Origin of the sequence: Halopenitus persicus (assembly GCF_002355635.1) — an archaeon.
Taxonomy (GTDB): domain Archaea; phylum Halobacteriota; class Halobacteria; order Halobacteriales; family Haloferacaceae; genus Halopenitus; species Halopenitus persicus_A.
Genome location: NZ_AP017558.1, coordinates 697,389 through 722,205 on the forward strand (window position 1 = coordinate 697,389; position 24,817 = coordinate 722,205).

General features: G+C 58.4%; 24 protein-coding genes. 15 read left to right on the plus strand and 9 right to left on the minus strand.

What is annotated here, in order from left to right; all coding sequences use genetic code 11:
* Window positions 1–19 precede the first annotated feature (19 nt).
* Window positions 20–1,324, minus strand: a complete 1,305-nt coding sequence (locus CPZ00_RS03425; RefSeq protein WP_096389638.1) for an outer membrane protein assembly factor BamB family protein — start codon at window positions 1,322–1,324, stop codon at window positions 20–22.
* Between the two features lie 209 nt (window positions 1,325–1,533).
* Between CPZ00_RS03425 and CPZ00_RS03430 the strand changes: the two genes are divergently transcribed.
* Window positions 1,534–2,703, plus strand: a complete 1,170-nt coding sequence (locus tag CPZ00_RS03430) for a hypothetical protein (protein ID WP_096391580.1) — start codon at window positions 1,534–1,536, stop codon at window positions 2,701–2,703.
* 1 nt (window position 2,704) lies between these two features.
* Here the strand turns inward: CPZ00_RS03430 and CPZ00_RS03435 are convergent, their stop codons facing one another.
* The 3 genes from CPZ00_RS03435 to CPZ00_RS03445 form a co-directional block, all read right to left on the minus strand.
* On the minus strand, window positions 2,705–3,100 hold the full coding sequence (locus CPZ00_RS03435) for a PIN domain-containing protein (RefSeq protein WP_096389639.1): 396 nt from the start codon (window positions 3,098–3,100) through the stop codon (window positions 2,705–2,707).
* Complete coding sequence (locus CPZ00_RS03440) at window positions 3,097–3,294, minus strand: DUF7557 family protein (RefSeq protein ID WP_096389640.1); 198 nt, start codon at window positions 3,292–3,294, stop codon at window positions 3,097–3,099. Before CPZ00_RS03440 ends, CPZ00_RS03435 begins: the two co-directional genes overlap by 4 nt.
* 296 nt (window positions 3,295–3,590) lie before the next feature.
* Entirely contained in the window at window positions 3,591–4,061 is a 471-nt protein-coding gene (locus tag CPZ00_RS03445; protein WP_096389641.1) for a cupin domain-containing protein, read from the minus strand.
* A 240-nt stretch (window positions 4,062–4,301) separates the two neighbouring features.
* Here CPZ00_RS03445 and CPZ00_RS15540 point away from each other — a divergent pair, with 240 nt between their 5' ends.
* Window positions 4,302–4,472 (plus strand): hypothetical protein, encoded by a 171-nt coding sequence (locus CPZ00_RS15540; protein WP_172861763.1) that lies wholly within the window; start codon window positions 4,302–4,304, stop codon window positions 4,470–4,472.
* A gap of 513 nt (window positions 4,473–4,985) precedes the next feature.
* Here CPZ00_RS15540 and CPZ00_RS03450 read toward each other — a convergent pair.
* A complete protein-coding gene (locus CPZ00_RS03450) occupies window positions 4,986–5,795 on the minus strand; it encodes an IclR family transcriptional regulator (protein WP_096389642.1) in 810 nt (269 codons plus the stop codon).
* A gap of 634 nt (window positions 5,796–6,429) precedes the next feature.
* Between CPZ00_RS03450 and CPZ00_RS03455 the strand changes: the two genes are divergently transcribed.
* The 8 genes from CPZ00_RS03455 to CPZ00_RS03490 all read left to right on the plus strand — a co-directional run bounded on the left by CPZ00_RS03455 (window position 6,430) and on the right by CPZ00_RS03490 (window position 15,952).
* Window positions 6,430–7,536, plus strand: a complete 1,107-nt coding sequence (locus tag CPZ00_RS03455; protein WP_096389643.1) for a dimethylarginine dimethylaminohydrolase family protein — start codon at window positions 6,430–6,432, stop codon at window positions 7,534–7,536.
* 345 nt (window positions 7,537–7,881) lie between these two features.
* Window positions 7,882–8,967, plus strand: coding sequence for an ABC transporter substrate-binding protein (locus CPZ00_RS03460; protein ID WP_157744169.1), 1,086 nt, complete (start codon window positions 7,882–7,884; stop codon window positions 8,965–8,967).
* Between the two features lie 14 nt (window positions 8,968–8,981).
* Complete coding sequence (locus CPZ00_RS03465; RefSeq protein WP_096389645.1) at window positions 8,982–10,115, plus strand: ABC transporter ATP-binding protein; 1,134 nt, start codon at window positions 8,982–8,984, stop codon at window positions 10,113–10,115.
* A gap of 4 nt (window positions 10,116–10,119) precedes the next feature.
* The gene (locus CPZ00_RS03470) at window positions 10,120–11,040 is read left to right on the plus strand and encodes an ABC transporter permease (RefSeq protein WP_096389646.1); all 921 of its coding nucleotides are present in this window, start codon (window positions 10,120–10,122) and stop codon (window positions 11,038–11,040) included.
* Window positions 11,040–11,882 (plus strand): ABC transporter permease, encoded by an 843-nt coding sequence (locus CPZ00_RS03475; RefSeq protein WP_096389647.1) that lies wholly within the window; start codon window positions 11,040–11,042, stop codon window positions 11,880–11,882. Before CPZ00_RS03470 ends, CPZ00_RS03475 begins: the two co-directional genes overlap by 1 nt.
* A 264-nt stretch (window positions 11,883–12,146) precedes the next feature.
* Complete coding sequence (locus tag CPZ00_RS03480; RefSeq protein ID WP_096389648.1) at window positions 12,147–13,763, plus strand: zinc-binding metallopeptidase family protein; 1,617 nt, start codon at window positions 12,147–12,149, stop codon at window positions 13,761–13,763.
* Between the two features lie 36 nt (window positions 13,764–13,799).
* Entirely contained in the window at window positions 13,800–15,470 is a 1,671-nt protein-coding gene (locus tag CPZ00_RS03485; RefSeq protein ID WP_096389649.1) for a thiamine pyrophosphate-binding protein, read from the plus strand.
* A 107-nt stretch (window positions 15,471–15,577) separates the two neighbouring features.
* Complete coding sequence (locus tag CPZ00_RS03490) at window positions 15,578–15,952, plus strand: cupin domain-containing protein (protein ID WP_096389650.1); 375 nt, start codon at window positions 15,578–15,580, stop codon at window positions 15,950–15,952.
* A 592-nt stretch (window positions 15,953–16,544) separates the two neighbouring features.
* On the opposite strand, the gene CPZ00_RS03495 is transcribed toward CPZ00_RS03490, so the two are convergent.
* Window positions 16,545–16,763 (minus strand): hypothetical protein, encoded by a 219-nt coding sequence (locus CPZ00_RS03495; protein WP_096389651.1) that lies wholly within the window; start codon window positions 16,761–16,763, stop codon window positions 16,545–16,547.
* A 114-nt stretch (window positions 16,764–16,877) separates the two neighbouring features.
* Here CPZ00_RS03495 and CPZ00_RS03500 point away from each other — a divergent pair, with 114 nt between their 5' ends.
* Together CPZ00_RS03500 and CPZ00_RS03505 are read left to right on the plus strand one after the other, a co-directional pair.
* Entirely contained in the window at window positions 16,878–17,843 is a 966-nt protein-coding gene (locus CPZ00_RS03500; protein ID WP_096389652.1) for an arsenic resistance protein, read from the plus strand.
* 176 nt (window positions 17,844–18,019) lie between these two features.
* A complete protein-coding gene (locus tag CPZ00_RS03505; RefSeq protein ID WP_096389653.1) occupies window positions 18,020–18,889 on the plus strand; it encodes a DNA adenine methylase in 870 nt (289 codons plus the stop codon).
* A gap of 84 nt (window positions 18,890–18,973) precedes the next feature.
* On the opposite strand, the gene CPZ00_RS03510 is transcribed toward CPZ00_RS03505, so the two are convergent.
* From CPZ00_RS03510 to CPZ00_RS03520, 3 genes are all read right to left on the minus strand, one after another.
* Window positions 18,974–20,614: a hypothetical protein gene (locus CPZ00_RS03510; protein ID WP_096389654.1), complete on the minus strand. Its 1,641-nt coding sequence runs from the start codon at window positions 20,612–20,614 to the stop codon at window positions 18,974–18,976.
* Between the two features lie 117 nt (window positions 20,615–20,731).
* Complete coding sequence (locus tag CPZ00_RS03515) at window positions 20,732–21,757, minus strand: restriction endonuclease (RefSeq protein ID WP_096389655.1); 1,026 nt, start codon at window positions 21,755–21,757, stop codon at window positions 20,732–20,734.
* Window positions 21,758–22,139: 382 nt separating this feature from the next.
* Window positions 22,140–22,472, minus strand: coding sequence for a MarR family transcriptional regulator (locus CPZ00_RS03520; protein WP_157744278.1), 333 nt, complete (start codon window positions 22,470–22,472; stop codon window positions 22,140–22,142).
* A gap of 284 nt (window positions 22,473–22,756) precedes the next feature.
* On the opposite strand from CPZ00_RS03520, the gene CPZ00_RS03525 reads away from it, so the two are divergent.
* From CPZ00_RS03525 to CPZ00_RS15545, 3 genes are all read left to right on the plus strand, one after another.
* Window positions 22,757–23,050, plus strand: a complete 294-nt coding sequence (locus CPZ00_RS03525) for a hypothetical protein (protein WP_199243386.1) — start codon at window positions 22,757–22,759, stop codon at window positions 23,048–23,050.
* Window positions 23,051–23,420: 370 nt separating this feature from the next.
* Window positions 23,421–23,687 carry a hypothetical protein gene (locus CPZ00_RS03530; RefSeq protein WP_096389656.1) on the plus strand — a complete coding sequence of 89 codons (267 nt, stop codon included), beginning with the start codon at window positions 23,421–23,423 and terminating at the stop codon, window positions 23,685–23,687.
* A gap of 398 nt (window positions 23,688–24,085) precedes the next feature.
* Window positions 24,086–24,313 (plus strand): hypothetical protein, encoded by a 228-nt coding sequence (locus CPZ00_RS15545; RefSeq protein ID WP_172861765.1) that lies wholly within the window; start codon window positions 24,086–24,088, stop codon window positions 24,311–24,313.
* Window positions 24,314–24,817 lie beyond the last annotated feature (504 nt).

Below are 24,817 nucleotides of genomic sequence, written 5' to 3' on the forward strand. Positions count from 1 at the left end.
CCGGAAACGGAACTGCCGATCACTCGCTCCCGTTCGGGGCGTCGACGGCGCGGATCGCCACCAGGCCGGAGGGGCTCGCGACGAGGACGCGGCCGGCCGCGATCACCGGTGAGGAGTACGTCGTCGCGTGAACCCCGTCGTACCGCCACCGGACGCGGTCCGGCTTGAGGAGTCCGTCCAGGTCCCGGCGGTACGCACGGAGGTCGCCGCTGGCGACGAGGACGTCGTCGTCGGTCGCCACTGGCGCGGCGGTCCCCTCGCTCGGGAGGTGCGCCTGCCAGGTCGTCTCGCCGGACCCCGGGTCCAGCTCGTGGAGGTCGCGTGCCGCGACGTAGACGTCGCCGTCCGCGGCCGCCGCGGGAGCTCGGCTGTGGAGGTCACGCCGCCAGCGAACCTCGCCCGCGAGGTCGACAGCGACGGTCTCCTGCCAGCCGGTCTGGATCACGCCGTTCGACTCGACGACGGCGGCCGCATATGGCGTGTCCACCGGGACGCGCCAGCGTTCGGTTCCCCGCTCGCGGTCGATGCACACGAGCGCGTCGCGGTCGGGAACGAGGACGGCGTCGCCGGCGACTGCCGGGACGATCTGGGTCGCGGTGGAGTCGCCGAGGTTGTACTCGTCGTAGATGAGGGGGTCGAGCGGGCGCCGCCAGCGCTCGCCGCCGTCGGGATCGAGCCTGACGCAGGCGGTGGCGCCGCGAACGTAGCAGTCGCCGTCGGCGACGGTGACGCCGTAGGTCGCTCGGTCGCCGACCCGGACCGATCCGACGATCGACCCGTCGCGCATCGAGAGCGCGGTCAGGGACGCCGGCGCGGGATCCGGCGCGTCGGTCGTCCGAACGGTCCGGGTCGGGACGTAGAGCCGGCCCCGCTCCGGATCGAGGGCGGGGGCGCCGGAGACCTCGGCGTTTAGCGACTGGGACCACGCCTCGCGGTCCGGGACCGCGGCCGCGGGCGAGAGGGCGCGGACCTCACGGCCGGCCGCGAAGTAGACGGTTCCGTCCTGGACGACCGGCGGGACGTGGACCCACTCGCCGGAGGCGAGGCGATCGAACCCGGTCGGTTCCGGAGCCCCGCCGTCGACCCGGTTGCGGTTCCGCGGACCGGCACCGAAGGTGCGCCAGTCGCCGTGGTGATACGGATCGGGGTCATCACCGCCTTGGAGGGTGCTGCAGCCGGCGATTCCGGCGATGACTCCGGCCCCGACCGTGGCGAGGAGCGCGCGGCGGGACGTCGTCGCGGCATCGTCCGGCGCGTTGCGAGTGGATGGCGGGTCGGGGGAGGAGCGAGGGCTGAGGATGGATGGAGGGTCGGGGGCGGGCATCGTCCCGGTTTCAGCCCCCGGCGAAAAATGTGTTCCGCTCGATCCGGGCTGCTCGATCCACGTCGGCTGATACGGGCTGCTCGATCCACGTCGGCTGATACGGGCTGCTCGATCCACGTCGGCTGATACGGGCTGCTCGATGCCGTCCCGATCGATCGGCCGTGGCGACAGTAAGTAGCTTCTTGGTGACGGCGATCGAGGCTCCGCGTATGGACGAGGCGGCGGTGTTCGACCACGTCATCACGGCGCTGGAACGACGGGACTACGATCCCCTGGTGCACGTCCCCGAGGCTCACAGCGAGACGTACGCGGACGTGTTGGACCGCTGCCGCCGGCACGCGATCACCATCCGGGGTCGGTACCCGGACGTGATCGGGTTCACGAACCGCAATCGGGTGTTCGCGGTCGAGGTGAAGGGGTCCTCAGGGCTGCTTCGGGGAATCGGCCAGGCGCTCACCTATCAGGAGGGCGCGCACGTCTCCTACCTCGCGGGGGACGCGACCGCCGTCGACTCGCACGCGTCGCTGCTGCGGTCGAAGGGAGTTGGCGTCATCGGCGTCCGCGAGGACGGGGTGAGCGCCTGGCGGGCGCCGCCGCGGGCGGAGACGAGCACGGAGGTGACCGACGTCGAGGGGCAGCTCTCGCTGCGGCTTCGGGGCGGCGAGTTCGGCGGCGACGTCACCACGCTGACGCTGGCGCAGCCGCTGAACTACCTCGCGCCGGTGGTCGGGCTCGACGAGGCCGGACCGGCGCCGCAGGAGGAACTCGTCGAGCGGCTCGCCGACGAGTACGGCTTCGGCGCGGGGGCCGCGGCGGTCGCGAGCGCGCGGACGCTCGGCCTGCTGGCGGCCGGCTCGCCGTGTCGCCTGACCGACCAGGGCGAGCTGTCGGCGACGGTCCTCCGGGGATACGGCGTCGGGGACCTCGCGGACCTGTGGGCGATCAAGCGGGAAACGCGGGGGAGCACCGTCGTCGAGACGCACCCGCCGCTGGCGATCCTGCTGCGGAACGCGTTCGCGCGGCACCCGGAGTTCGGGCTATTGCTCGAGGCGCTTCGGGCGGAGGGCCCGCGGGTGCACTTCCTCGACCTCCTCGAGCGGCTGGTTCGGGAGTATCCGAACGTGTTTTTAAGTGCAATCTGTACGACCCGCGGCGCCGAGCGCGCTCGCGAGCTGATCGAGCGCGGCGAGACGGCCCGGATCTACGCGGACCCGGACGTCTGGCGGGACGTCGTCCGGAACAACGTCCTGTTCAACTTCGTCCAGCAGCTCAAACACGTCGGGGTTCTGGCGCCGGCGACGCGAAGCCACAGCGGCGCGATGGCCGAGTACGATCCCGACGAGAAGCCCTGGATCCTCGCCGCGGACGATCGAGGATGAGTCAGCGACCCTGGAGGTTCGTGACGGTCATCAGATCCGTAAGGAGGTCGGTCTCGAAATCATCGTCCGTCACGATGAGTTCGTCGCCGGTGGATCGCGCGGTCGCCGCGATGAGGAGATCCCGAGTAGCCATCCGTTCACCCCCGTCCAGCAGCTGATCCTGCATCCGTCCCGCTTCCAAGGCGATCCGTTCGTTGAGGTCAAGCGCACGGACACCGCCGAACCGTTGACGGACCGCGACGACGTCCGTGGTTCCGGAACCGACCGCTCCATCGATGACCTCGAAGACGCAAAGCGAGGAGGTGAGATACGGTTGACCGCAGTCCTCGACGTGCTCGACGACGTCAGGGACGCCCTCGAGCATATCGATGATGACGGATGAATCGAGGAACGTCACCGCTCGAAACTCTCCCGAGAGCGCTTCACGGCCTCCCGTGCCCGCTCCGCCTTCCCCCCGCTCCACGCCCCAATGTCGATGGGCCGCTCGCTCTGCGCAAGCCGTTCGAGGAGCTCGTCGAACGTCTCGTCCTCCCGTTTCAGACGCTCCAGTATTCGTTTCGTATCGTCGGACACCCGGATTGACGTGCTCATATGTATACGGTCCGCATACACAGCTAATTATCTTTCGCCGAGGGCGCCCCCGGGAGCTGCCGCAAGGCGGGACCAACGAGGGATTATCGTCCCTTGCGATCGCGAAAGCGGTTCCAGCTCGACGGACGCCGAGCTCGCGGTGGATCGGACGTCAACGTCGTATACGACGCCGCGGCACGCCGATACCGAACCCGTCGGCTTCGGAGACCCGCCGTCCGTCGATCGGTTCGGACGTCGAGTTCGGACGTCGAGTTCAGACATCGCGATCGGTTTGCGCACCGGCCGAGTTGCGACCCTTAGAGCGCGGCCTGCATCCCGCACTCGGGGCACTCGACCCCGGGCGCGCCGTCGATCATCGCGAACGCGAGGTAGTCGCTGTCGCCGCAGGCCTCGCAGGGGCCGGCGATCCGGACGTCGGTCGACTCCTGGGGGGTGCCCATCGCGAGGGCGCGGAGGGGCGCGTCCGACTCGTTGCGGCCCTGCTGGTACTCGCCGGGCTCGAACCGGACCAGCTGGCCCTCGCCGACGGTGACCGTCTCGGAGTCGGCCGTCGGGCCGGGGGCCGTCTCGAAGGTGGCCTCGCCCTCGAGGACGAGGAACGTCTCCTCCTGGTCGAGGTGCGCGTGGAGCCCGGCGGTGAACGCCTCGCCGGGGTCGAGCGCGTAGTAGTTCATCGCGAAGTCGTCCGCCCCGAGGGCGTCCGCGACGCTGGCACGGTTTTGGGGACTGTCCGCGGCATCGAGGTCGGCAACGTCGATCGTTTCCATTGCGGGTTCGGTTTGGATGGGGAGCGTGAATAAGGTACTGCACGACGGCAGGGTGGTCCACGGTGTCGTCGCGATGAAGCGCTCGTGTCGATCGCCGTCGAGACGGAGCTCGGTAATTTCGAAACGGTGACACCGGGAAACAGGTGACGGCACAGTCGATATTGGTACTGCAGTCACCCATTTCCGTTCGTGCGCTCGACGTAACTGACAAAGGGAGACGCCGAGAACCACCAGACAGAGATGGCGTCCAGTACCGATTCCTCAACAGCGATCGACGACGAGGTCCGTACGCTGTACGAGCGGTGTCTGGAAGCCGAGAGCGACGCCGAACGCCACGAAATCGCCCTTGAGATGGGACGACTCGACGGACGCCGACACGCGGGGATCTACGACGCGCTGGAATCCGGGTGACATCCGACGAGCGAGCCGAACATCCGGCCCAGAAGCATTACAGACCGACCGCCAGGCGCTCGAGTCGGTCGTTTCGGTGGGATGGATGGGCCCGTTCGACGCTGGTTTGACTCTCCGCAAGGATTAGCGTATGTTAAATATACCAAATTCTACATATACACCGTAATATAGTAAATATTGTATTTAATATTTCCTTATATTTATGATTATTCATATTTAATCTGTATATCATAATTCAACTTCGTGTTCATCGTAGTTCGGGGTGCCATCTCCACTGATCCGAGTTTAACCGTGTCACGTTAGACGGCGTGTTTAGCCCAGCTTGACACTAGTCGAAGCTGATTTACGCCGGATCGCGGTCTCACCAACACATTATTTCTCAGATCCGCGTCCGTCAGCAGTCTTTTGATCTCTTAATCTAGAGTTATAAATTATTCTAATACTAATACATTTGTCATATATTAAAATTTTATTTGTCAACCTAATATAGCATAATAAAATGTGTGGGATTTGTCAATAATTCGAAGTCATCTCGTTCAAGATCTTCTCCTCCAATGTCTCAACCGATGATCGCAGTATTTTCGGGATCTCTTTTCGAAACCGGGTGTCGGTCATCCGATAGCTCGGTCCGAACAAGGAAATGGCGCAGATCGTGTTCCCGCTTACTCCCTTAACGCGGTGTCCAACCGCTCGTAATCCCTCCACGGCTTCCTCATCCGAATACGCAAACCCTCTCTGCTTAATGTCCTCCAGTTCATCAAATAGTTCCGTCTTTGACGTGATCGTGTTTTCCGTCCGACGCGGGAGTCCCCATCGGTCAACGATCTCATTCACCCGTTCCTTCGACATCGTTGCAAGAAGTGCTTTCCCCGATGCAGTGCAATGAAGGTGATAATAGGTTCCGGAGTGATACTCCTGGTTACCCATTCCTCCATCGCTTGCTGCATATCGATGTTCCGGATGATAGGACTCCTCGAGAATCAATCCTCGTCCATCGTTTTCGACAACCATATCGACCTCTTCGCGGGTTTCGTTGGCTAGTTCCCGGGTGGTTTCTATTGCGAGTTTGTGCTGTTTCTTCCTACTTCGAGCGTATCCGCCGAGGTTGTAGAATTTCAATCCGATGTGGTACTGTTCCCCCTCTTTAACGACGTATCCGTTATGTCTCAGCGTTTGAAGATGTTTGTAGGTGGTACTCTTTACCAGATCCAGCTCGTCAGTGATATCTGCCATCGTTGCGCCATCTTGATCTTGAATAAAATCAACGATATCTAGAGAACGCTGTGTCGTGTCTAGGATATTATCATTGTGATCAGTAGGCATTGACCAATGGTACCGGCTCTACTTTTAATAGTTTTTCTCTTCCGAACGGCATATATACGCACGGATGGAAATAACTGGGTTGTCTTCAATTTCGGTATGCATCTCAGATAGAGAAGTGAATCCCAAAGAAAAACTCGATTTTAGCCTCTCGTAGTCATCTCCTGTGAATTACTAATATAGTAGTGTAATTCTAGAGATTGCGATGGAGTACTATTTAATAGTTTTTGAGAAAGAAACTCTTGAGATGGGTGAACTCCGACAAGCAGTTCGTTCAAGCGAACTAACAATTTGACTCTGCGGTCACCGAAGGCATCGACGACTCGTGGCTTGATTACTTGCAGAACCACGGCCGGGGGAACGGCACACAGGTGATTCGACGAACCGCTAGCAACTGACGAGATCTTGCGACTGATCGCGAATACGAAAACCCCCACGAGCTCCGTACACTGCTTCTGTCGCTATCGTCCTGGGTGAGCGCTGAGGTCTGCAAGATCCACTGTCGCCTTTCGAAACGTGGAGACAACGGGTTGGCTTCGATAGTGCTCTACCGGTGCGGATCATCCATCCGATCTTTGCCAAATATTTTTATACTATGGAATATGCTGTTTGTTGTATGGGTGCAACCCAATAGATTATGGCGGAGGCAGAGATCACTGCGGACGAAGACGGAGAGTTCGGAGAATCAGTCGATGAAATGTACAAGTCGCTTCACCCACAGGTTCTCTCGGACTTCGAGGATGAAATGCCCAAACTCTGGGGTGAAAAGTGGAAGGCAAACACCACGGTCGGGAAGCTCAGAACCGCACTCTTGCACAAGCCGGGCGAAGAGATGCTCCAAGTCGGCGAGGAGACTCCCTGGGAGCCCCACGAATCCAGCCTTGCGGCGTGGCGTATGCGGGAACAGCCTGATCTCGACGAGATGGTGGAGCACCACTACAATCTGAAGGACACGCTCGAGGCGGAGGGGGTGGACGTCATTACCCGCGAACCGGACCCGAACGATCCGCCGTACCAGGTCAAATCGATTTATTGTGATGACGTCGCACAACCTGCGGCATACGGGCACGTCATCCTCCGAATGTACGATAACGTGCGGCGGGGCGAGGAGGTCCCGACGTACAAGACCCTGGCCAAGAACGATATTCCGGTCGTCGGGATGATCACCGGGAAAGGAATGGTTGAAGGAGGGACATGCGGATGGTTCGACGAGAAACACGCGTTCATTGAAGTCCACGTTCCGCGGGAAAACACGTCCGACCCGGAGGTGATGCGTGCAAACGAGGCAGGACACCAGCAACTGGCAAACATCATCAAATCACAGGACCCCGAGGTGGACGTTCGAGTTCAATCCGGATACGGAGAGACGAAAGGGAACATCCCGTATGCGATGGTCGATCGCCATACGAGCATCGGCAAGGAGGAGTGGTACGATCCGCACCTCGTCGAGTGGATGAAATCCGAGATGGACTGGAACTTCATCGAACCGCCGGAACACCTCGTTCGCGATCAGGTCCGAGCGTTCACGCGCGGGCCAAATACCGGGGTCGTGCTGGAGCCGGGGAAACTCCTGACGACTGATCAGTATCCGGAGGCGACGAGGTGGTTCGAATCGATCGGCCTCGAGGTCGTCGAGGTCAACGTCGAGAGCCTCGTTCGACCGAGAAACAGCGGGAGCATTCACTGCTGCGTCGGAAGCCTTCGACGGGATCCCGAACCCGAGGAACCGGATACGTACGCATAATAGACCGCTTTCGAAGGGAATGACGGCTGAAGTGTCGAACGGCGCCAATTGAGCCTGGCAGCAAAAAAGCGGAACGGAGTCGAGCATACTCCGGCTGAATTATTCGTTTCTCCGGGTGCTAATCCAACAATCATCTACCGCGATATCTGAGCATCCTGGACCACGTTCACCGAAGCGATCGAACAGTCCACACATCCAACGTTCTCTCAGTTGGCCTCCATACCGTCGTGAGATGAACGAGAATTACTGTTTCGATCTGGGATAAATTTATATAGATAGGCTATGCAGATCGCTTTGATGCGTTCAAGAAGACGGTTCATTCAGTCAGCGGGGGTTGCATCGTCGATGGTTGCCGGCCTCAGCGGTTGCTTGGGTGATGGCGATGGGGGCAATGGTAACGGCGGCGCTCAAACCGGAACCGTCGATGGTGATCCGGGGCTGGCCGACGAGCTTCGCGTCTCAACGTACGGTGGGGCTATGGGCAACGCGATCTCGAGCACCGTGCTTGACGGGTTCGAGGAGGAATACGGAGTCGAGATCGTCTCCGGAGACTTCCCGTCGAACTGGGGTCTCATATCACAGATGCAGGCCGGAGAAGTCGATGTTGACGTCCTTATCCTGGATAATACTGCAGTTCCAACCGCTTACGAAGCGGATCTGATGTTGGAGCTTCGACCGGAAAACATCCCGAACCTCGAACGGTATCAGGACCGGTTCGACCCACGAAACGCCCGATGGGACCCGACCGAAAACGGAGCGAGTTACGCACCGTTCCAATACTTTGCGGATGGGATGACGTATAATACGGAGCAGCTGGACACGCCGACGGAATGGGATGATATGCTCACCGAGGGAGCACAGGGACATGCCATCAATGCGTCGTGGATCGACCGCGTTCTCGGGGTGGCCGGTGTCGATATCGGCGTAGACGTCAGTGATCTCGGCACGGATACCGAATCAAAACTGAACCAGATCTGGGAACGCGTTGAGGAGCAAAACGAGTACATCTTCGAGTGGGCGGACACCGGAGGAACCATCCAGGATGCCTTCGCGAGCGGGACCGCATACATTGGAATGATGTGGTATGGGAGAGCGACGACGCTCCACGACGAGGATGACGTTCCGATCGAGTACATCATCCCGGAGGAAGGAACGACGATGGCCACGAGTGGCTGGAGCGTTTCCGAAACGACGGAGCGTCGCTATACCGCCGAGAAGTTCATCGATTACAGCCTCTCCGAGCAGGCACAATACGACTACGGCGAAGCCATCGGTTACGTCCCAACGACGGAGATGGACGAACTCCCGCAAATCGTCCAAGACAATCCGGATTATCAGCAAAAAGACCGTCTGGAGTTCTTCGATGGACACGCGCTTATGAACAATCAATCCGATTGGGCAAGAGAATTCCAGCAGCGCATTCGGCAGTAACAGAGTGACCGCCTATGACACCAACACTACAGCAAACGGAGCCAACGTCGTCAAGTGACGAACGAAAGGCAGTCGTTACGCTCGATTCTATCGTCAAAGAGTTCGGGGACGTGACGGCAGTTGACGACGTTTCGATCGAGGTACGGGATGGGGAGTTCTTCTCAATCGTCGGACCGAGTGGATGTGGAAAAACCACAACCCTTCGAATGATAGCCGGGTTCGAACGGCCGACCCGCGGACGGATTCATCTCGAGGATGAGGACGTCAGTCAGGTTCCCGCGTATGAACGGGACATTGGTATGGTATTCCAAGGGTATGCCCTCTTTCCACACAAAACCGTCGGCGAAAACGTCGCGTTCGGTCTCAAAATGCAGGGAGTTCCGGAGGAGGAGCGTGAAAAACGAGTCGCCGACATACTCTCGCTTGTGAATCTTCCGGGAACCGAGGATCGGAATCCGACGGAACTTTCGGGAGGTCAACAGCAACGCATCGCGCTCGCACGCGCACTGGTCGTTGAACCCTCGGTGTTGTTGTTGGACGAGCCATTATCGAACCTCGACCGCAAACTTCGGGAGGAAATGCGATTCGAGCTCAAACGAATTCAGGACGAGCTGGGCATTACCACGATCTATGTCACTCACGACCAGGAGGAAGCTATGTCTATGAGTGACCGGATTCTAGTGCTAAATAAGGGTGAAATGGAGCAGATCGGGGAGCCGTATGAGATCTATCACGGGCCGTCAAACCAGTTCGTCGCCGACTTCATCGGAGACATCAATGCGTTACCGGGGACCATCGTGTCAAAGACGGATTCCCAATATACGGTTGAGCTAGATGACACGACAGACGTGATCGATCTGCCACGTTCGGTTTCCGGACGGGAGCTCCAGGCCGATACGCGCGTCAACGTCAACGTTCGTCCGGCGGACTCCCAGTTGGACACGAAGCTCGACGAAGGGATATCGCTTCAAGGAACGATCGAGGCGATAAATTTCCTCGGGAAGAGTGCGAACATTCTTATCGACGTGAACGGTCGTGAATTCCTCGTGCAAGCGAACGGGAGAACGGCTGGTGGTCGTTACCAACCGGGAGACTCGGTCACGGTCAACTGGAAAACAGAGGCCAGCATACTTCTGCAAGAATCCTAATCAGATGTCAATCAAAAATAAATTCGACGAGTTGAATCGAACGGCGAGCGTCTACTTCAAACGCGAGGAGGGGCGGCTGGGGTTACTCGAGATCCTCCCGGGACTAACGCTGATCACCGTATTGCTGGGCGGATCGCTCGGGATCGTTCTCCTCTACAGTTTTCTTGAGCCTGCGCCCGTATCCGCCGAGTCAACGCTCACGCTACAGCATTACAGGGAGTTTTTCGAAACCGGATTCTATCTCTCGGTTCTCCTGGACTCGTTCGTCATCGCCGTCATCACGACCGCCGCAGCACTCGCCTTGGGATACCCCGCGGCGTACTACTTAACGATAATGGATAGTAAGTGGAAATCTCTCTACCTCCTGTTGATGATACTGCCGTTCTGGATCAACGTGGTGGTGCGAACCTATGCGTGGCGCCTCATCCTCGGATCGAACGGCCTCATAAACTATTTTCTCGTCGATATTACGGGAGTGATTAACTCCCCGTTGGAGCTACTGTACTCGAAAGCCGCCGTCGCCGTCGGCCTCGTCCACGTGTTTCTCCCGTTTATGATCATTCCGATCTACATCTCGTTGAATAACGTCGATCGATCGGGCGTCGAGGCCGCAAAGAATCTCGGAGCGAACAAGCTGGTAGCGTTCTCGGAGATTACGTTTCCACAGAGCCTTCCGGGTGTCGCGGCAGGAGTACTGCTCGTGTTCGTGATGTCGTTCGGGGCGTTCGTAACGCCATCGCTGCTCGGCGGACAGCAAAACATTATGATCGGTAACGTTATTGGGCAGATGTTTAACGAGCTCCAAGCCTGGGGCCTGGGAGGAGCAATATCTGTGATCTTCATCGTCCTGGTGGTAGCCATCGTGTACCTGTTCAACCGGCAGATCGGGCTCGATGAGATCTATGGGTCAGGAGGTGACGCGTGATGGGATCGATTCGATCAGTCCTCTCCAACATCGACCTCTCGGATGGTCTCAGTACCCGTCTCCTGAAAGTCCACACACTGTTGCTTTTCACGTTCCTCTACGTCCCGATCGGCGTCGTCGTGCTGTTGTCGTTTACGCCGGATCAGGTACCGACGTTTCCGATGCCGGGGATTAGTCTTCAGTGGTACGCGGAGATATTCCCGCCAAACTACAATGAGGAGCTGATATCCGCCCTTTTCACTAGTCTGAAGATCGCGACGTTATCCTCGATCGGAGCGGGAGTCGTCGGGACGCTCGCGGCGTTCGGAATGGTTCGACACGATCTCCACATCCGCTGGCTCTCGACTGACAAATTAAACACGGCCTTCCTACTCCCACTCGTTGTTCCGTGGATCGTGACGGGGATTGCCGTTTCAACCCTCTACAGTTTGCTCGGGATCTACGGGACGTTCTGGTCCGTGGTCCTTGGCCATATTCTCATCACGATACCGTTCGTCGTGACGATCGTTTCGAGCCAACTCTACGGTTTCGATCGATCACTCGAGGAAGCAGCGCAAAATCTCGGTGCATCGGAGGTTCGAACGTTCTACGAAGTTACGTTCCCGATCGTCGTTCCCGGTATCCTCGGGGGAATGCTGTTCGCGTTCACGATCTCGTTCGACAACTTTACTCAGACTTTCTTTTGGACGAGCTTCGGAACGGACACGCTCCCCGTCGTCATTTACTCAATGATTCGAACGGGTATCGATCCCTCCGTGAACGCGATCGGAACCGTAATCGTTGGGTTCTCACTGACGGTTGCCGTAATCGGAGAGAAACTTTCCCAACGAGTACTGGACTAGTTCCGTTGCAGGCCTCAATTTCGCCATCCACGTTTCTCACCGGCATAAATGTCCGGTTCGTCGTGCAGTTCACGGCGCTTCTGTCAAGTGCCGGCGATGACGAACTGCGCTGATATTGAGCTTGCAGAGACCATCATTGTGGTCGAAAGCCACTCCAGCTGCCCGATCGGAAGCATATGTCCGTGCTCCCCACCGTATGTTTAGGATAATTTATATATTATATCAATAGATATTATTTTATAACCTGCATTTGAACTACGACCTATGGTGGAAGCGGAGACTATCAAAGCGTTTGCTATCGACTGGTTAGAGCAAAATCAGGATTGGCTCGCCGAGTTCGAGCAGGAGATCTGGGAGTATGCCGAACCGGCGTTTCGAGAGTACAAATCGGCGCGTGCGTATCGAGAGTTGCTCGAGGAGCACGGCTTTGAGGTCGAGGTCGGTACTGCCGGAATGCCGACGGCCTTCCTCGCCGAATGGGGAACCGGTGAGCCGACGCTGGCGACGTATGCCGAGTACGACGCGGTGCCGGGAAACTCACAACAACGCGTCCCGTATGAAGCACCTCGTGAAGGCCTTCATCCCTATGCAGCAGGCCACACGGACCCTCACTCTATACTTGGGGTGGGAACCCTTGGCGGGGTTCTCGCGGCCAAAAACGCGATGGACGAGTTCGATCTCGACGGGCGGATCCGATACTTTGGAGAACCGGCGGAGAAGATCTGTGCATCCAAACCGGTCCACGCCACGAAAGGCTACTTCGAGGACCACGATGCCCATATCTCCTATCACCCGTACCCGACAAATACCACGGTCTGGGACACTCAGTGTGGATCGTATTGGAGCGTCGTGTTCACCTTCGAATGTGACGAGCCGGAAACGTGGTCGGACCCGAGCGTGCTCCCGGATATGGGGCCGTGGCATGCAGGCGCACGCGCACCGGGGGCGCTGGACGCCATCTCGCTTATGTATACGAACACGAAGCATACGAAGGAAGCGATGTTTCCCCACACCGGCACGTGGATCGTGAACGAACACGTCATGAATGCGGGGCAGAAAACGTCGGATAACCTCGCGCCACGCATCGGGCAGATACAATACTGCTGGCGCGCCCCGACTCTCGACATTCAACAACGGATCTACGAAATCTTGCGGCAAAACGCCGAACACGCGGCGTCGGTGTCACATTGTTCGCTGTCGGAGACCTGGGTGACGAAAACGCGCGTCGGGTTGACTAACCATACCCTTTCAACGCTCACTTACGAGAACCTCAAACAGGCCGGCACGCCGAAGTTGAGCGAGGAGGCCCGTGAATTCGGCCGAGAGATACAGCGGAATCTGGACATCGAGCCAATGGAGAATCCCTTCAACGACGGAGCGGAAGAACTCATCGAGCCCCAGGACTACGAGGCCCAGCTCCGTCGGGGACTTCCGGAATGGCAGCAGAACTTCACCTCCGACGACTACGTCGATTATACGTGGCACGCTCCAACGGTTCGTCTGTACACCGGCCGGCCGTGGCTTGACCCGCCGACCGAGGACTACAGTTACCCGGAATGGGCCTATAACGCGATCGGTGGCGTGCCCGAAGTGACGCATCCGGGTATGTTCACAGCCAGTAAAACGATCGCCGGAACGATGCTCGATCTGTTCGTCCGCCCGGACGCTCTCGAGGCCGCGACGGAGGAGTTCCGCGAACGGACCGGTGGAGGCGTCGGGGGAAGCGAGTGGGTGCCCCCGCTGCTACCGGAAGATCACACTCCGCCGACCGACCTTCCGTGGCCCGAATACGTCGAAACGCCACGCGGGAGAGAGTGGTCATTGGCAACTCCATCACGAACGTGGAACGGAAACAAGCCCTACGAAGGGACGAACGAGTGAATCCACAATCGGCCGCCGATCACTACAACACATCATATGTCAGATAACTATACAGGCGCGGATCTGGTCGTCGACGCATTGGAGTCATACGGAGTCACTCACGTCTTCGGAAATCCGGGAACCACGGAAGTTCCGCTCCTGAAAGCACTCGGTGACTCCGCCCTCCAGTACATTCTCGGGTTACACGAGGATATCGCGGTTGGAATGGCTGCCGGGTACGCGAGTACTCGTCGGTATCACGCCAATCATCGGGACGCGTTTCCGCTTGGTGTCGTCAACCTCCACGTTGCGCCAGGTCTTGCACACGGACTCGGCAATCTCCAAAACGCCCATCGGAGCGGGGTTCCTCTGCTCGTGACCGCGGGCGAACATGGCACGAGCCATCGCCACGAGGAGCCGATCCTTTCGGGAGATCTCGTGAAGATGGCCGAGGAGTACACGAAATGGAGCGCCGTCGTTGATGACGTGTCCGCTCTACCGACGATGCTACGGCGAGCGATCCGAACCGCTTTGACCCCACCGACCGCACCCGTCTTCCTGGGACTGCCGATCGACGTGATGATGGCTGGGACGGATGAACCGCCCGAGAGGCTCGGTGGCATACCCACCGCTGGGCGTGGTGATCGTCGACAGATCGAAGCCGCTGCTCGTGAGCTCGAGAACGCGACCGATCCCGTCCTCGTCTTGGGTGATCAAGTCGCGCGAACGGGCCCACGTGGAATCGAAGCTGCAACCACACTCGCAGCCGAAACCGGAACGCCGGTATATAGCGAGATGGCAACGGGCGAGATCAATTATCCACCCGGTGACGATCACTGGGTATCGTTCGTTGCGCCGGATACGGAGATGGCTCGAGTCGCGTTCGATGCTGACACGCTCGTTTTCGTCGGATGTTCGACGAACGTCCCCTACATTCCATATGACGAAGCGTTCGTCCCCGACGACGCGACGACCATCCATATCGGGGACGATGCCTGGGAGCTCGGTAAAAACGATCCCGCGGACGTCGCAATCGTTGGTGATCCCGGAAGCGTGATGTCAGAGATCGCTGAACTCGTCGACGTTTCGACGACGGAACGCGAACGGCGACGAGAAACGGTTTCACAACGACGCGAGGAGATGGCGGCCTTTCATCCGACGACGGACGTGGACTCGCCGTCGATATCCAAAACGGCTCTCGCGGAAAAGCTGGCTACCGTTGCGCCCGATGCGCTCGTCGTCAACGAGAGCAACACCAGTAAGTACCCGCTGTTAACGCAATGGCCGCTTGAACCTGAACAGTTCATCGCCAACAAAAACGGTGGTCTGGGCTACGCGCTTCCCGCTGCCGTCGGAGCAGCCATCGCGGTTTCACAACGCGGCGAGGATCGGTCAGTCATCGGATTCATTGGGGATGGGTCGTTTCTGTATTACCCGCAGACGATGTATACTGCCGCTCGCTACGGTATCGACGTAACCGTTGTCGTTCCAAACAACCAAAACTATCGGATCCTAAAGGACGGAATGTTGGACATCTTCGGCGGAACCGACGATGACTACGACTACGTCGGAATGGACATCGACCCCGAGTTCGACATTGCTGAAAACACGCACAGTCAGGGCGTGCTTGCCGATTCCGTTCGGGACATCACATTGCTTGAGTCATCACTTCATAAAGCGGTGAATACGGATAAACCTGCGATGGTTGACGTCCACGTCGAAGACTAGATGTGACTAAATCACAATGATATGATCCACCAGTCCCGGTCATCGAAACGGAGATGCAACAGGAGCGCTCATACCACCAGTACTCATCAAACGGTGATGTAACCGATATGACTCAGGAATTCACGATGGTGGAATTCGATACTGCGACGAAGGAACCATCCCGAATATCCGGCGTTCCAGGTATTGATCTGACCGAAGAACTCGGATGCAAGGAGCTTCGGCCGAGAGTCTGGTATCTCGATCCCGGTGACACGATGGTGCGTCATAAGCAGGAGCAACAGGAGGAACTCTATGTTCCCCTTGCAGGGCCGTGTCAGATCCGGATCGATGGGGAACTATTCACCGTTCCGACTGGCTCCGCAGTACGTATTTCACCGGATACGCCACGACAGTTAATCAATACTGATCAACACCAGCACGCGTGGTTGATCGTTGGTGCTCCTCCGATCGAAGACGACGGAATCCCGCTCATTTCCAAATAAATACCATTTTTATGTATTGTATATTTATATGATATTTATACTAAGTGTGACGAGCCATCGTTTACACGTAGTGAGGTTCGGAGGACAATTGGTTGAATACACAACTGTATCAGGTCGTATCGGAGAGATCACGGTCAAGCGTATCGATCAATGATGCCGATTACACGCCACCAGTTGGTTGACGGATCGTTTTGCCACAATGATTTGAGAAGATCAAAAGTATCAGCTATAAATTAATGAACCGGGATTAAGAAACGAATGAAAGAGATATGCGTTATGACCAGCATACGTCGAGGCCACGAAACACACTATCAGTTCGGGTTCAAGATCTAATAGAAATCCGAGATCGTTAAAATAACAGATGTTATAATTCAGTAACGACGGACGATCTGGTCTATTCGCAGAGCGAATATACATCTCATCGTAGTAGATGGAATGAATTAATTATATATTTCTTATATATAGAGTGGTAAAACAGACACACACAAAACGAGAAGTAAAAGTGCAACATACAGCGCCACGAATACGAGCCGTTCAGCCACGAACGGGCACGCGCCGCGAGCGACGCATCGTGGACGGCCTCGCGTCCGGACTAGCAACCGCCGTCGGCGGGCGTCCACGCACACGCGTCACCCGTCGTGAGGCCGTGCTCGTCGATGTACGCGGCGAGGCAGGCGTGGTTGCAGAAGTACGTCGGCGAGCCGCAGTCGTCCTCGCAGTCGCGCACGCAGATCGGATCGTGGTCGAAGATGTGCGACCCGCAGTAGGCACACGGTTCGTCCGCGTCGGGCGTCGAAACGGTCGTCGACATACTCGCGGTAGGGTCCGGTCACGGAAAACGGTTCGCGGGCCGTGTGGTCGGGCAGTGGGCAGCGGCCACCACGGAGCGACGGCGGTTTCCCTGCGGGCACGAAGGGGGAGCCGAATGGACGCGAAACAGTGGCTGCAGCGGCACCAGGTCGCCGTGTACGCGGTGGCGGTCGCCCTGGCGGTCGGCGTGGGAAGCGGTCGACCCGGCGCGGCCGCCCCCGTCGAACGGCTGATCGATCCCGTGCTGGCGGTGCTGCTGTACGTGACGTTTCTCGAGATCCCGTTCGTGCGGCTGCGGCGGGCGGTCACGAACGGGCGGTTCATCGCGGCCGCGCTCGGGATGAACTTCCTCGTCGTTCCCGTCGTCGTGTGGGGGTTCATTCGGGTGCTTCCGCCGGAGCCGGTCGTCCTCGTCGGCGTGTGTCTGGTGTTGTTGACGCCGTGTGTCGACTACGTCATCACCTTCACCGACCTGGCGGGCGGTGACGCCGAGCAGATCACCGCGACGACGCCGGCGCTGCTGGTGCTCCAGCTCCTGCTGCTGCCGGCGTACCTCTGGCTGTTTCTGGGTGCCGACGTCGCGGCGGTCATCGACGCCCGGCCCTTCCTCGAGGCGTTCCTCACCCTCATCGTGATCCCGCTGCTGCTCGCGTGGGGCACCGAGGTCTGGGCGGCGCGGTCCTCGCGGGGCGGATCGTGGCAGCGGACGATGGGCTGGCTGCCCGTGCCGATGCTGGGCGTCACGCTGTTCGTCGTCATCGCCTCGCAGCTCCCCCGGGTGGCCGACTCGATCGGGGGGATCGCGGCGGTCGTGCCGGTGTACGTCGCGTTCCTCGTCGTGATGCCGGTGCTCGGGCGGGTGGCCGCCGGGCTGGTCGGGCTGGACGTCGGCGAAAGTCGCGCGCTCGTGTTCACGTCCGTCACGCGAAACTCGCTGGTCGTGCTCCCGCTGGCGCTGGCGCTCCCGGCGGGCTACGAGCTCGCCCCGGCGGTCGTCGTCACGCAGACGCTCGTCGAACTGTGCGGGATGGTCGTGCTCACGCGGGTCGTCCCGGCGTGGCTCGTTCCGGGGCCGGCATAGTCCCCTCTCACTCGGAGAGATATTTCCGACGGAGCGCGTGAGATCCTCAAGCTCGTCCCGCAGGGCGTCGGTGAGGAGTTACGTCCGGGAGACGTCGAGGAGATCAGCAACCTGATCCGCTCGCTCGACGAGCGACGGAGTAGGTTTTTGTCGCAGACAGCGGAACCTCGATCCGAATGGCCGAGCCGATCCTGAAGTGGGCGGGCGGGAAACGCCAACTCCTCGCGGACATCACCGGACTGTTTCCGCGAACCTACGAGACGTATCACGAACCGTTCGTGGGTGGTGGCGCGGTGTTCTTCCATCTCGAGCCCGCCGCGGCGATGATAAACGATCTCAACACGCGACTGACGACCTTTTATGAGGTCGTCCGAGACCACCCGGAGGAGTTGATCGACGAAAACCAGACGCACGAACACGCCGAGACGTACTACTACGACGCACGTTCGGAACTCAACGAGATACGGTCGGGAGAGGATCTCACGACCACGGATCGGATTCGCGAGGCGAGTCTCCTGTTATATTTAAACCGAACGTGTTTCAACGGTCTCTACCGGGAGAACAGCGACGGGGACTTCAACGTCTCCTTCGGGAGATACGCTGATCCGGACTGGGTTCGGGGACGGGAGATTCGGGCGGCATCACGCGTGCTTCAGGAGGCCACGATTTATAACACCGACTTCGGCTACGTCCACGAGGAAGCGACCGTCGGGGATCTGGTGTACTTCGATCCGCCCTACGAACCCGTGTCGAAGACGGCCGACTTCAATTCATACCACGCCGATGGATTCGATCGCGACGACCAACGCCGACTCCGTGACGTCGCGGTTGAGTTGGCCGAGCAGGACGTCGCCGTGATCGTTTCGAACTCGCCGCCGGTTACCGAACTGTACGATGACCACGATGCGTTCGACGTCACGTACGTCGAGGCGACGCGGGCGATAAACAGCGACGCGAGCAATCGCGGCGAGGTCGCGGAGGTTCTCATCACGAACGTTCCATCGAACGAGCGACGTCGACGAACGCTTTCGGACTTCGGGACGTGAGAGTACGGCTTTCTGAAACGACGTCCCTTTTAAATTTGCCAGGATGGGGGAATGACGCGAAAGCGTTCCTAATACACGATCGAGCTAGGAAAACTCCACCTCGAGCAAGTCAGCGGCTGCATCGACGTCGAAGAACTCCGAGCCATAGAACACCGACAACGGGAGTTCGCGATCGTCACTCGCATACTCGTCTTGCCACAGTTCTGCAAGCTCTTTGAGATCGGCCGCACGGACCAGGCGGATGTCCTTGCCGATCTGCATCTCCAGTCGTTCCGCATTCGTCGCTGCTCGGTCCGTGAAGTCCGGCGCAATGATCAGGAACCACTCGACGTCGTGCTGTTTGGATTTGGTGTCGATGTAGCTCTTGATCTTGCTTCGCGCGTCGCTCCCGAGTCTGAACTCCTCCCGTCGCCGTTTATTATCCCACAACAGCCACCGTCCGTCCTGCTCGATCTCGCCGTCAGCGACCATTCCGGTGGCCTTCTGTCCCAGCTGGTTCACGCCATCGAGATCGAATGCTTCACGAAAGATCTCGCCAGTCGCTTCCTCGAATAGGATATCGAGCTTCTCCTCGGCATTGTCGGCATCAACGAGGTCCTGTAGCTGTGGCGGGACCTGGTTGACAGTCCCATCAGCGATCTCCTCGTAGGCGTCGATGTACAGATCGACCTCGGGTTCGCCCTGTTGGACGGATTTCTGTGACTGTTCGAAGTACTCGATGATCGCCGAGACCATCTCATCCGTCTTTCGCTTGTGTGCATCGAGGCCGTACCGATCGACTATCTTCTTGAGGTCCTCCTTTTCAACGACCTCTTTGAGGAGTTCGCTGGGATAAATGCCGGCTTCGGCGATGTTCTCACGTCGGTTCTCGTTTCGACCATAGTTCTTGCCTTCGACGCCAAACTGCTCGCGGGCGTCGATCAACACCGACTGGCGATCGAACACGTCGAGGGTCTCGAGCATTGCCAGCAGGTTCTCCTCGGACATCTCGTAGTACAGCCAGTCGCGAACGACGTCGATGTAATCTTCGGGGATGCCCACCAATTCGTTGACGTCCTCCTCGTTTACTTCATAGACGAGCGCCTGCTCTTGCAGCGACCAGAGTCCTTTTTCGATCGTGTCGAGTGCGTGCTCGGGGCGATCCGACCGGGAAACCTTCGGAAACCGTCCAATGGCGGCGAGGCGTTTGAAAAAATCAAGCCAGGTATAATATTCGTGCTTGCTCTCCTGCGCCCGGTTGTGCAGCTCGAAGTAGCTATACACCATATGTAGCTCGGAATCGTCGATCTGGTTCTGATAGTCCACCGCAGCCTCCGCCAGATGACGAAGATCGTCGGTCTCGACGAAGGTATCCTCATCATATCGTTCGATGAACGAACGTTGCCAGTTCTGAACCGCCTCCAGCAGGTTTCCCTTTGCCATATTGTATTCTGGTTGCTGGATGAGCTGACGAAGAATACCGTACCGAATGACGAGTGCCTGATAGGGAGAATCGTTGATCGAGGTCAGACGGGGTGGCGTGAAATCGTTCAGTTCCGTGCTGATACGCTCAGGATCCGCAAGTGCAGGGACGTACGTCTCGAGATACGCCTCCCGGTCGTCGAACCCATCGTGTTTGAAATTCTCCGGATCGAATTCATCCGTTTCGGCCTTCGTATCGTCCTTGATGAACCGTTTCCGTTCGTGGCTGTTCCAGTCGGCATCGATGAGATCGCTGAGATACATATCCGGTTTGATTGGTATCATTACACAATAAATTACGCGTCGAGGGGGCTTATTCCGGAAAACGCCATCAATTACGGGGTTAGTACTTAAATGAGACTACAAACGGTCCCATATCAACTACGGTACCAACACGTACTCCTGACTCGGGCCACGCCCTGACGTCCGGATCTCCGGGAGCAGACCAAGCCATTCACCAACGGTGCGTGCTCGACGATCGGTGGTCGACGCGGAGAGTTCGGTTTCAGCAGCGATGACGTCAGAGATGTCACTCCGCACAATCGTTCCGCCAGCCTCCAACTCGTTGTACACACGCGAGATGATCTCGACGTCGCGAAGTTGTCGATATAACAGGTCGTCAGCGGCGTCCTGATCCCCGCGATCGAGATAGGCGAGATATTCCTCCCCGGTTCGCGTGAGTCCCCAGCGACGAAGGTCGTGGCCGTCGATCGTCACCTGCTCGTCCTTATGAAGGAACTCGAGGAGCCACGCAGCTATCGCGTAGTAATCGGACTGTCGAGGATCAAACGTGTCCGCCTCGTTGGTCCGGACGTACTCCGTGATCGCCGGTTTGACGTCGGCGCCGGCATCAACGGCCCTGAGGACGGTACGAACGATGTCGAAGTTGTCCGCCTGCGGGACCTCCAGGGAGGGAATGACGTCGTCGCGCACCGGCTTCTCGAACGCATTCCAGAAACCCGGATCGAGGTCGTACGAGCCCTCGTTCTCGACGACGCCGATCTCGCTGCTGACCATAATGCCAGCGAGATGGTCGCCATCGATGAGCCGGATATAGTCGCGTTCGGCGCTGTCGACGGCGCCGGATGTGAACGACGAAGTGGTGATGACGGTCCCGATATGGTAATTCTGGTCGGACAGTGCGCCTTTAAAACCCCGAATCGTTCGTGCGCCGACGGTGTTGCCCGGTGCGTACTGTTTGGCCTGCACCCCGAGCCGGGCGTGGAACAGGTCACGGTCGATGACGGCGTGGACGTCGATCCCTCCATCGCCGCGAAACGGCGTGAGTTCAAGGTCCCGAGTCCGTTCGGACCGTTCGATCACCATCTTGCAGAGCTGTTCGAACTGCTCGTGATCGATCGTCAGTCCCTGATCGAGCAGTTCGGCTTTCGCCGTCGACCGCTTCATTCACGATCGACGTTCTCGTGTGGAGTAAAAAAGCACCCCCATATGTAGAACCGGGCACAGACCACGGGCGGATCAACTGGCACCCATATTAGCGGCAGCTGTATTCATTAGAGTTCTACTTATGCAGTCAGCAGTATCATATCTCCAGAATATCATTAACTTATACTGTCATCCGTGGTCCAGCGAACCAACCGTTGGAATAAGCGCGCCTCAAGCATCCGCGAGCGGTTTACCGATGGAGCTGTCGAAGACGATAAGTTGATTTTCCCTCCAGATTTTTCGAGGATCGGTTCCCGAACGCAAACAGAGGAAGCGCAGGAGTTCAACGAACAAAAAGATCTATATTAAGTAATTCGTGAATTCCTATTGAAGATCAGATTATTCACACATCCGGCAAGTGTTCGATCCAGGGATTCTCGTCTTCAAACGTTGCACTCGCCGCGATCACCGATTCAGTATCTCGCGGCGGACCGATGCCGGCGACGTCCTCGGCAACCGCCCAGTAGGAATCGACCTTCCGAACGAGGCCTTTCTCTCGGAGCCGGGAGAGGGTCTTGTGGACGCTGGAATACGGAACGTCGGTCAGTTCCGTCAGTTCCGTCGGGCTGAACCCTATCTCGGGATGGTCGAGCAACACCGTGAGCAGTTCGTGGGCGTTCGTCCCCGGTTTAACGGATGGCGTGTCCCCGCCGGTGGAATCGATTCTGATTGGCAGTAGTGTCCGGCTCCGTCAGAACTTGTCTGAAAACGTCATAAACCTGTTGCCGTCCGAATACATTCGTGAGACGAACGCTGTATCATATCGGATCGTCATGGAAAACACCTCGTATAGTGCTATTTCCTCCCCCAGCGTGGAGCGCCGGACGAACTGAAAGTTCGACCTCGAACCGAGGAACAGGATTCGCACACCCGGACGCTGAACTGAGCGGGCGGCGTGTGGTTCCTGCGTCTCAGAACCCACGCTACACGCCTATGTCTCTCGACGCCGTAGGAGTAGGTATGACGGATACTGTACCTGATTTGGAGGAGGCAAGGGAGTCGAAGCTGCGGCAGGCGCTTGCTGCGCTACCGCCGGTCGAACGGCGGATAGAGGACGGTCTCCTCCACGAGACTCGGCGCTTCCGTGGGCTCACGCGAGAGCAGGCGATTCGGTATCTGTGTCATCTCGGGGGAACACAACGTGATGCGCACACCGTCACTGGAGACGACTGGGAAGCCCGCCTCTCGACCCGGAAAGTTTCGGTCGGCCCATCCTACCGACTCACAGAAGTCGAGATCTCCTGGATCGGTTAGCCAGACACCCTCGAGAACGTCATTGTTCGCTTCAGGCTCAAAGCCTTCCGCGCACCCGGATAGCGAGTCGTCGCCACGAGACAGTCGGAAACTGAAGCGACCGGAACCCGGAACGCGCGTCAGAATTTACGCCGAGCGGACGAGACACTCTCGTATGGATAGAGAGAACAGCGAGCCGGTCAGCTGGATGTCCTGTATTCGGTTCTGGGTAGTCGGCGGTTGGACTCTGATCATCGTCGGAGCATTGTGATGGCGATGTCGACGGTGATTCTCTGACCAATTCGCACACGCACCCTGATAGCTGCTGCAGCAGCCCCCCATAAAACGGCATACTGAGTGTTCCATCACACCCACCGGATCGGCTATCGACGTGCCGACGAGCGACGCCGGTCCGAAGCAGGGGGACCGCCGATACGACGAGGCATCGATCGACTCCGGCGACGACCCATTCGTCACGGGAGTCGCCAGCGAACGGGACGCCGACACGGGGCTTGTCGTCACTGGCGCTGGTGACGACCGGCTTCTCATCTCGGACCAGGGACGACGCGGTGCGACGAAAAACCGGCTGTTCGGCGTTGCCGTGCTGTCAGTCGTCGGTCTCCTGCTCCTCTGGTACGGTGCCGCGCCACTGCTGTGATCCTCGCGTGGTTCGTACCCGCTTTCCCGGTCCCGTTGTCGTCGATTCGGGATGATAGGATGATCTGCCCGTGACTTCTCCCACGACTCCAGTCGTGGGCTTGCTCCTCGGATTTCTGTAAGTCCCCGGCGCGACGGACTCGGTGCGAGCTGCGCGCGGTGTATTACAGCGGATCGCTCTCAACACGATCCGTTGTGACGGAGCCGTCAGCGATCACTATTCAGGCTTTCCTCTCGCAGGCTTTTCCTCTCAGGTTGATTGACAACATTATCAACGAGAAATACCGTGGTGGGTACGAGAAACGTCTCGTGAACCGTCCTTCGACGGTTCCGAAATGTACACGCTAGTGTCTGATTACTGACCGAAGATATTTACATATAGTTGAACTATTCGGTAAAGTGGAACAAGATCCATTCACCTATCTGAAAGGAGTTGGATTGGTTCTCGCTCTGTTTTTCGGCCTCTATCCAGCGATCCTCATCGTTCAACTACTGACGAACACAGTCACGGAGTCCGTTCCCCAAATATCGGTTCTCCTGATCCTGTCCGGCATTGCATGGGTCTGGATACTTCGTCTCTATCGAGCGTATCGATCCGTTGGATTGACGATGCAAGCCTCCGATTGACGGCCTCAGCGTCCGATCGACGGCCTCCAGACCAGCTAGCGCGCCGGTGATCGATCCCAAAACGAACCCCACTCGTCCGACACCAGACAGCGGCAACGCGGGGTGTTCCGTCGCGCCTGCACCACTGGCTAGCCTCGAGATCAGGGAGACGGGTGGATCGGCTCGCCAGTTGCACCAGTTGCACCAGTTGCAGTGGACCAGCGACGTATGCAGCTCACCACCCTCCGAGGCGTCGGCCCACGCGATGAGCTTCTCGAAGCCGACGAAGACGGGCAGGAATAGCACGATGAACACGCTCCACCGACCGACGTGGAACTCGCCCGTGAACGCCAACACGTTGAAGAGGAGATCGAGGCGCCGATTGCGCCGGCCAGATACAGCTGTCCGCGAACGTTCATACACCCTATATCGGTCGGCACAAAGATAGCTGTATGGGAGCCCCGCCCCTTCGCCACCATCACCGCAAGTTCGGTCACCCAGGACGCCAGTTCGAACCCCACCACC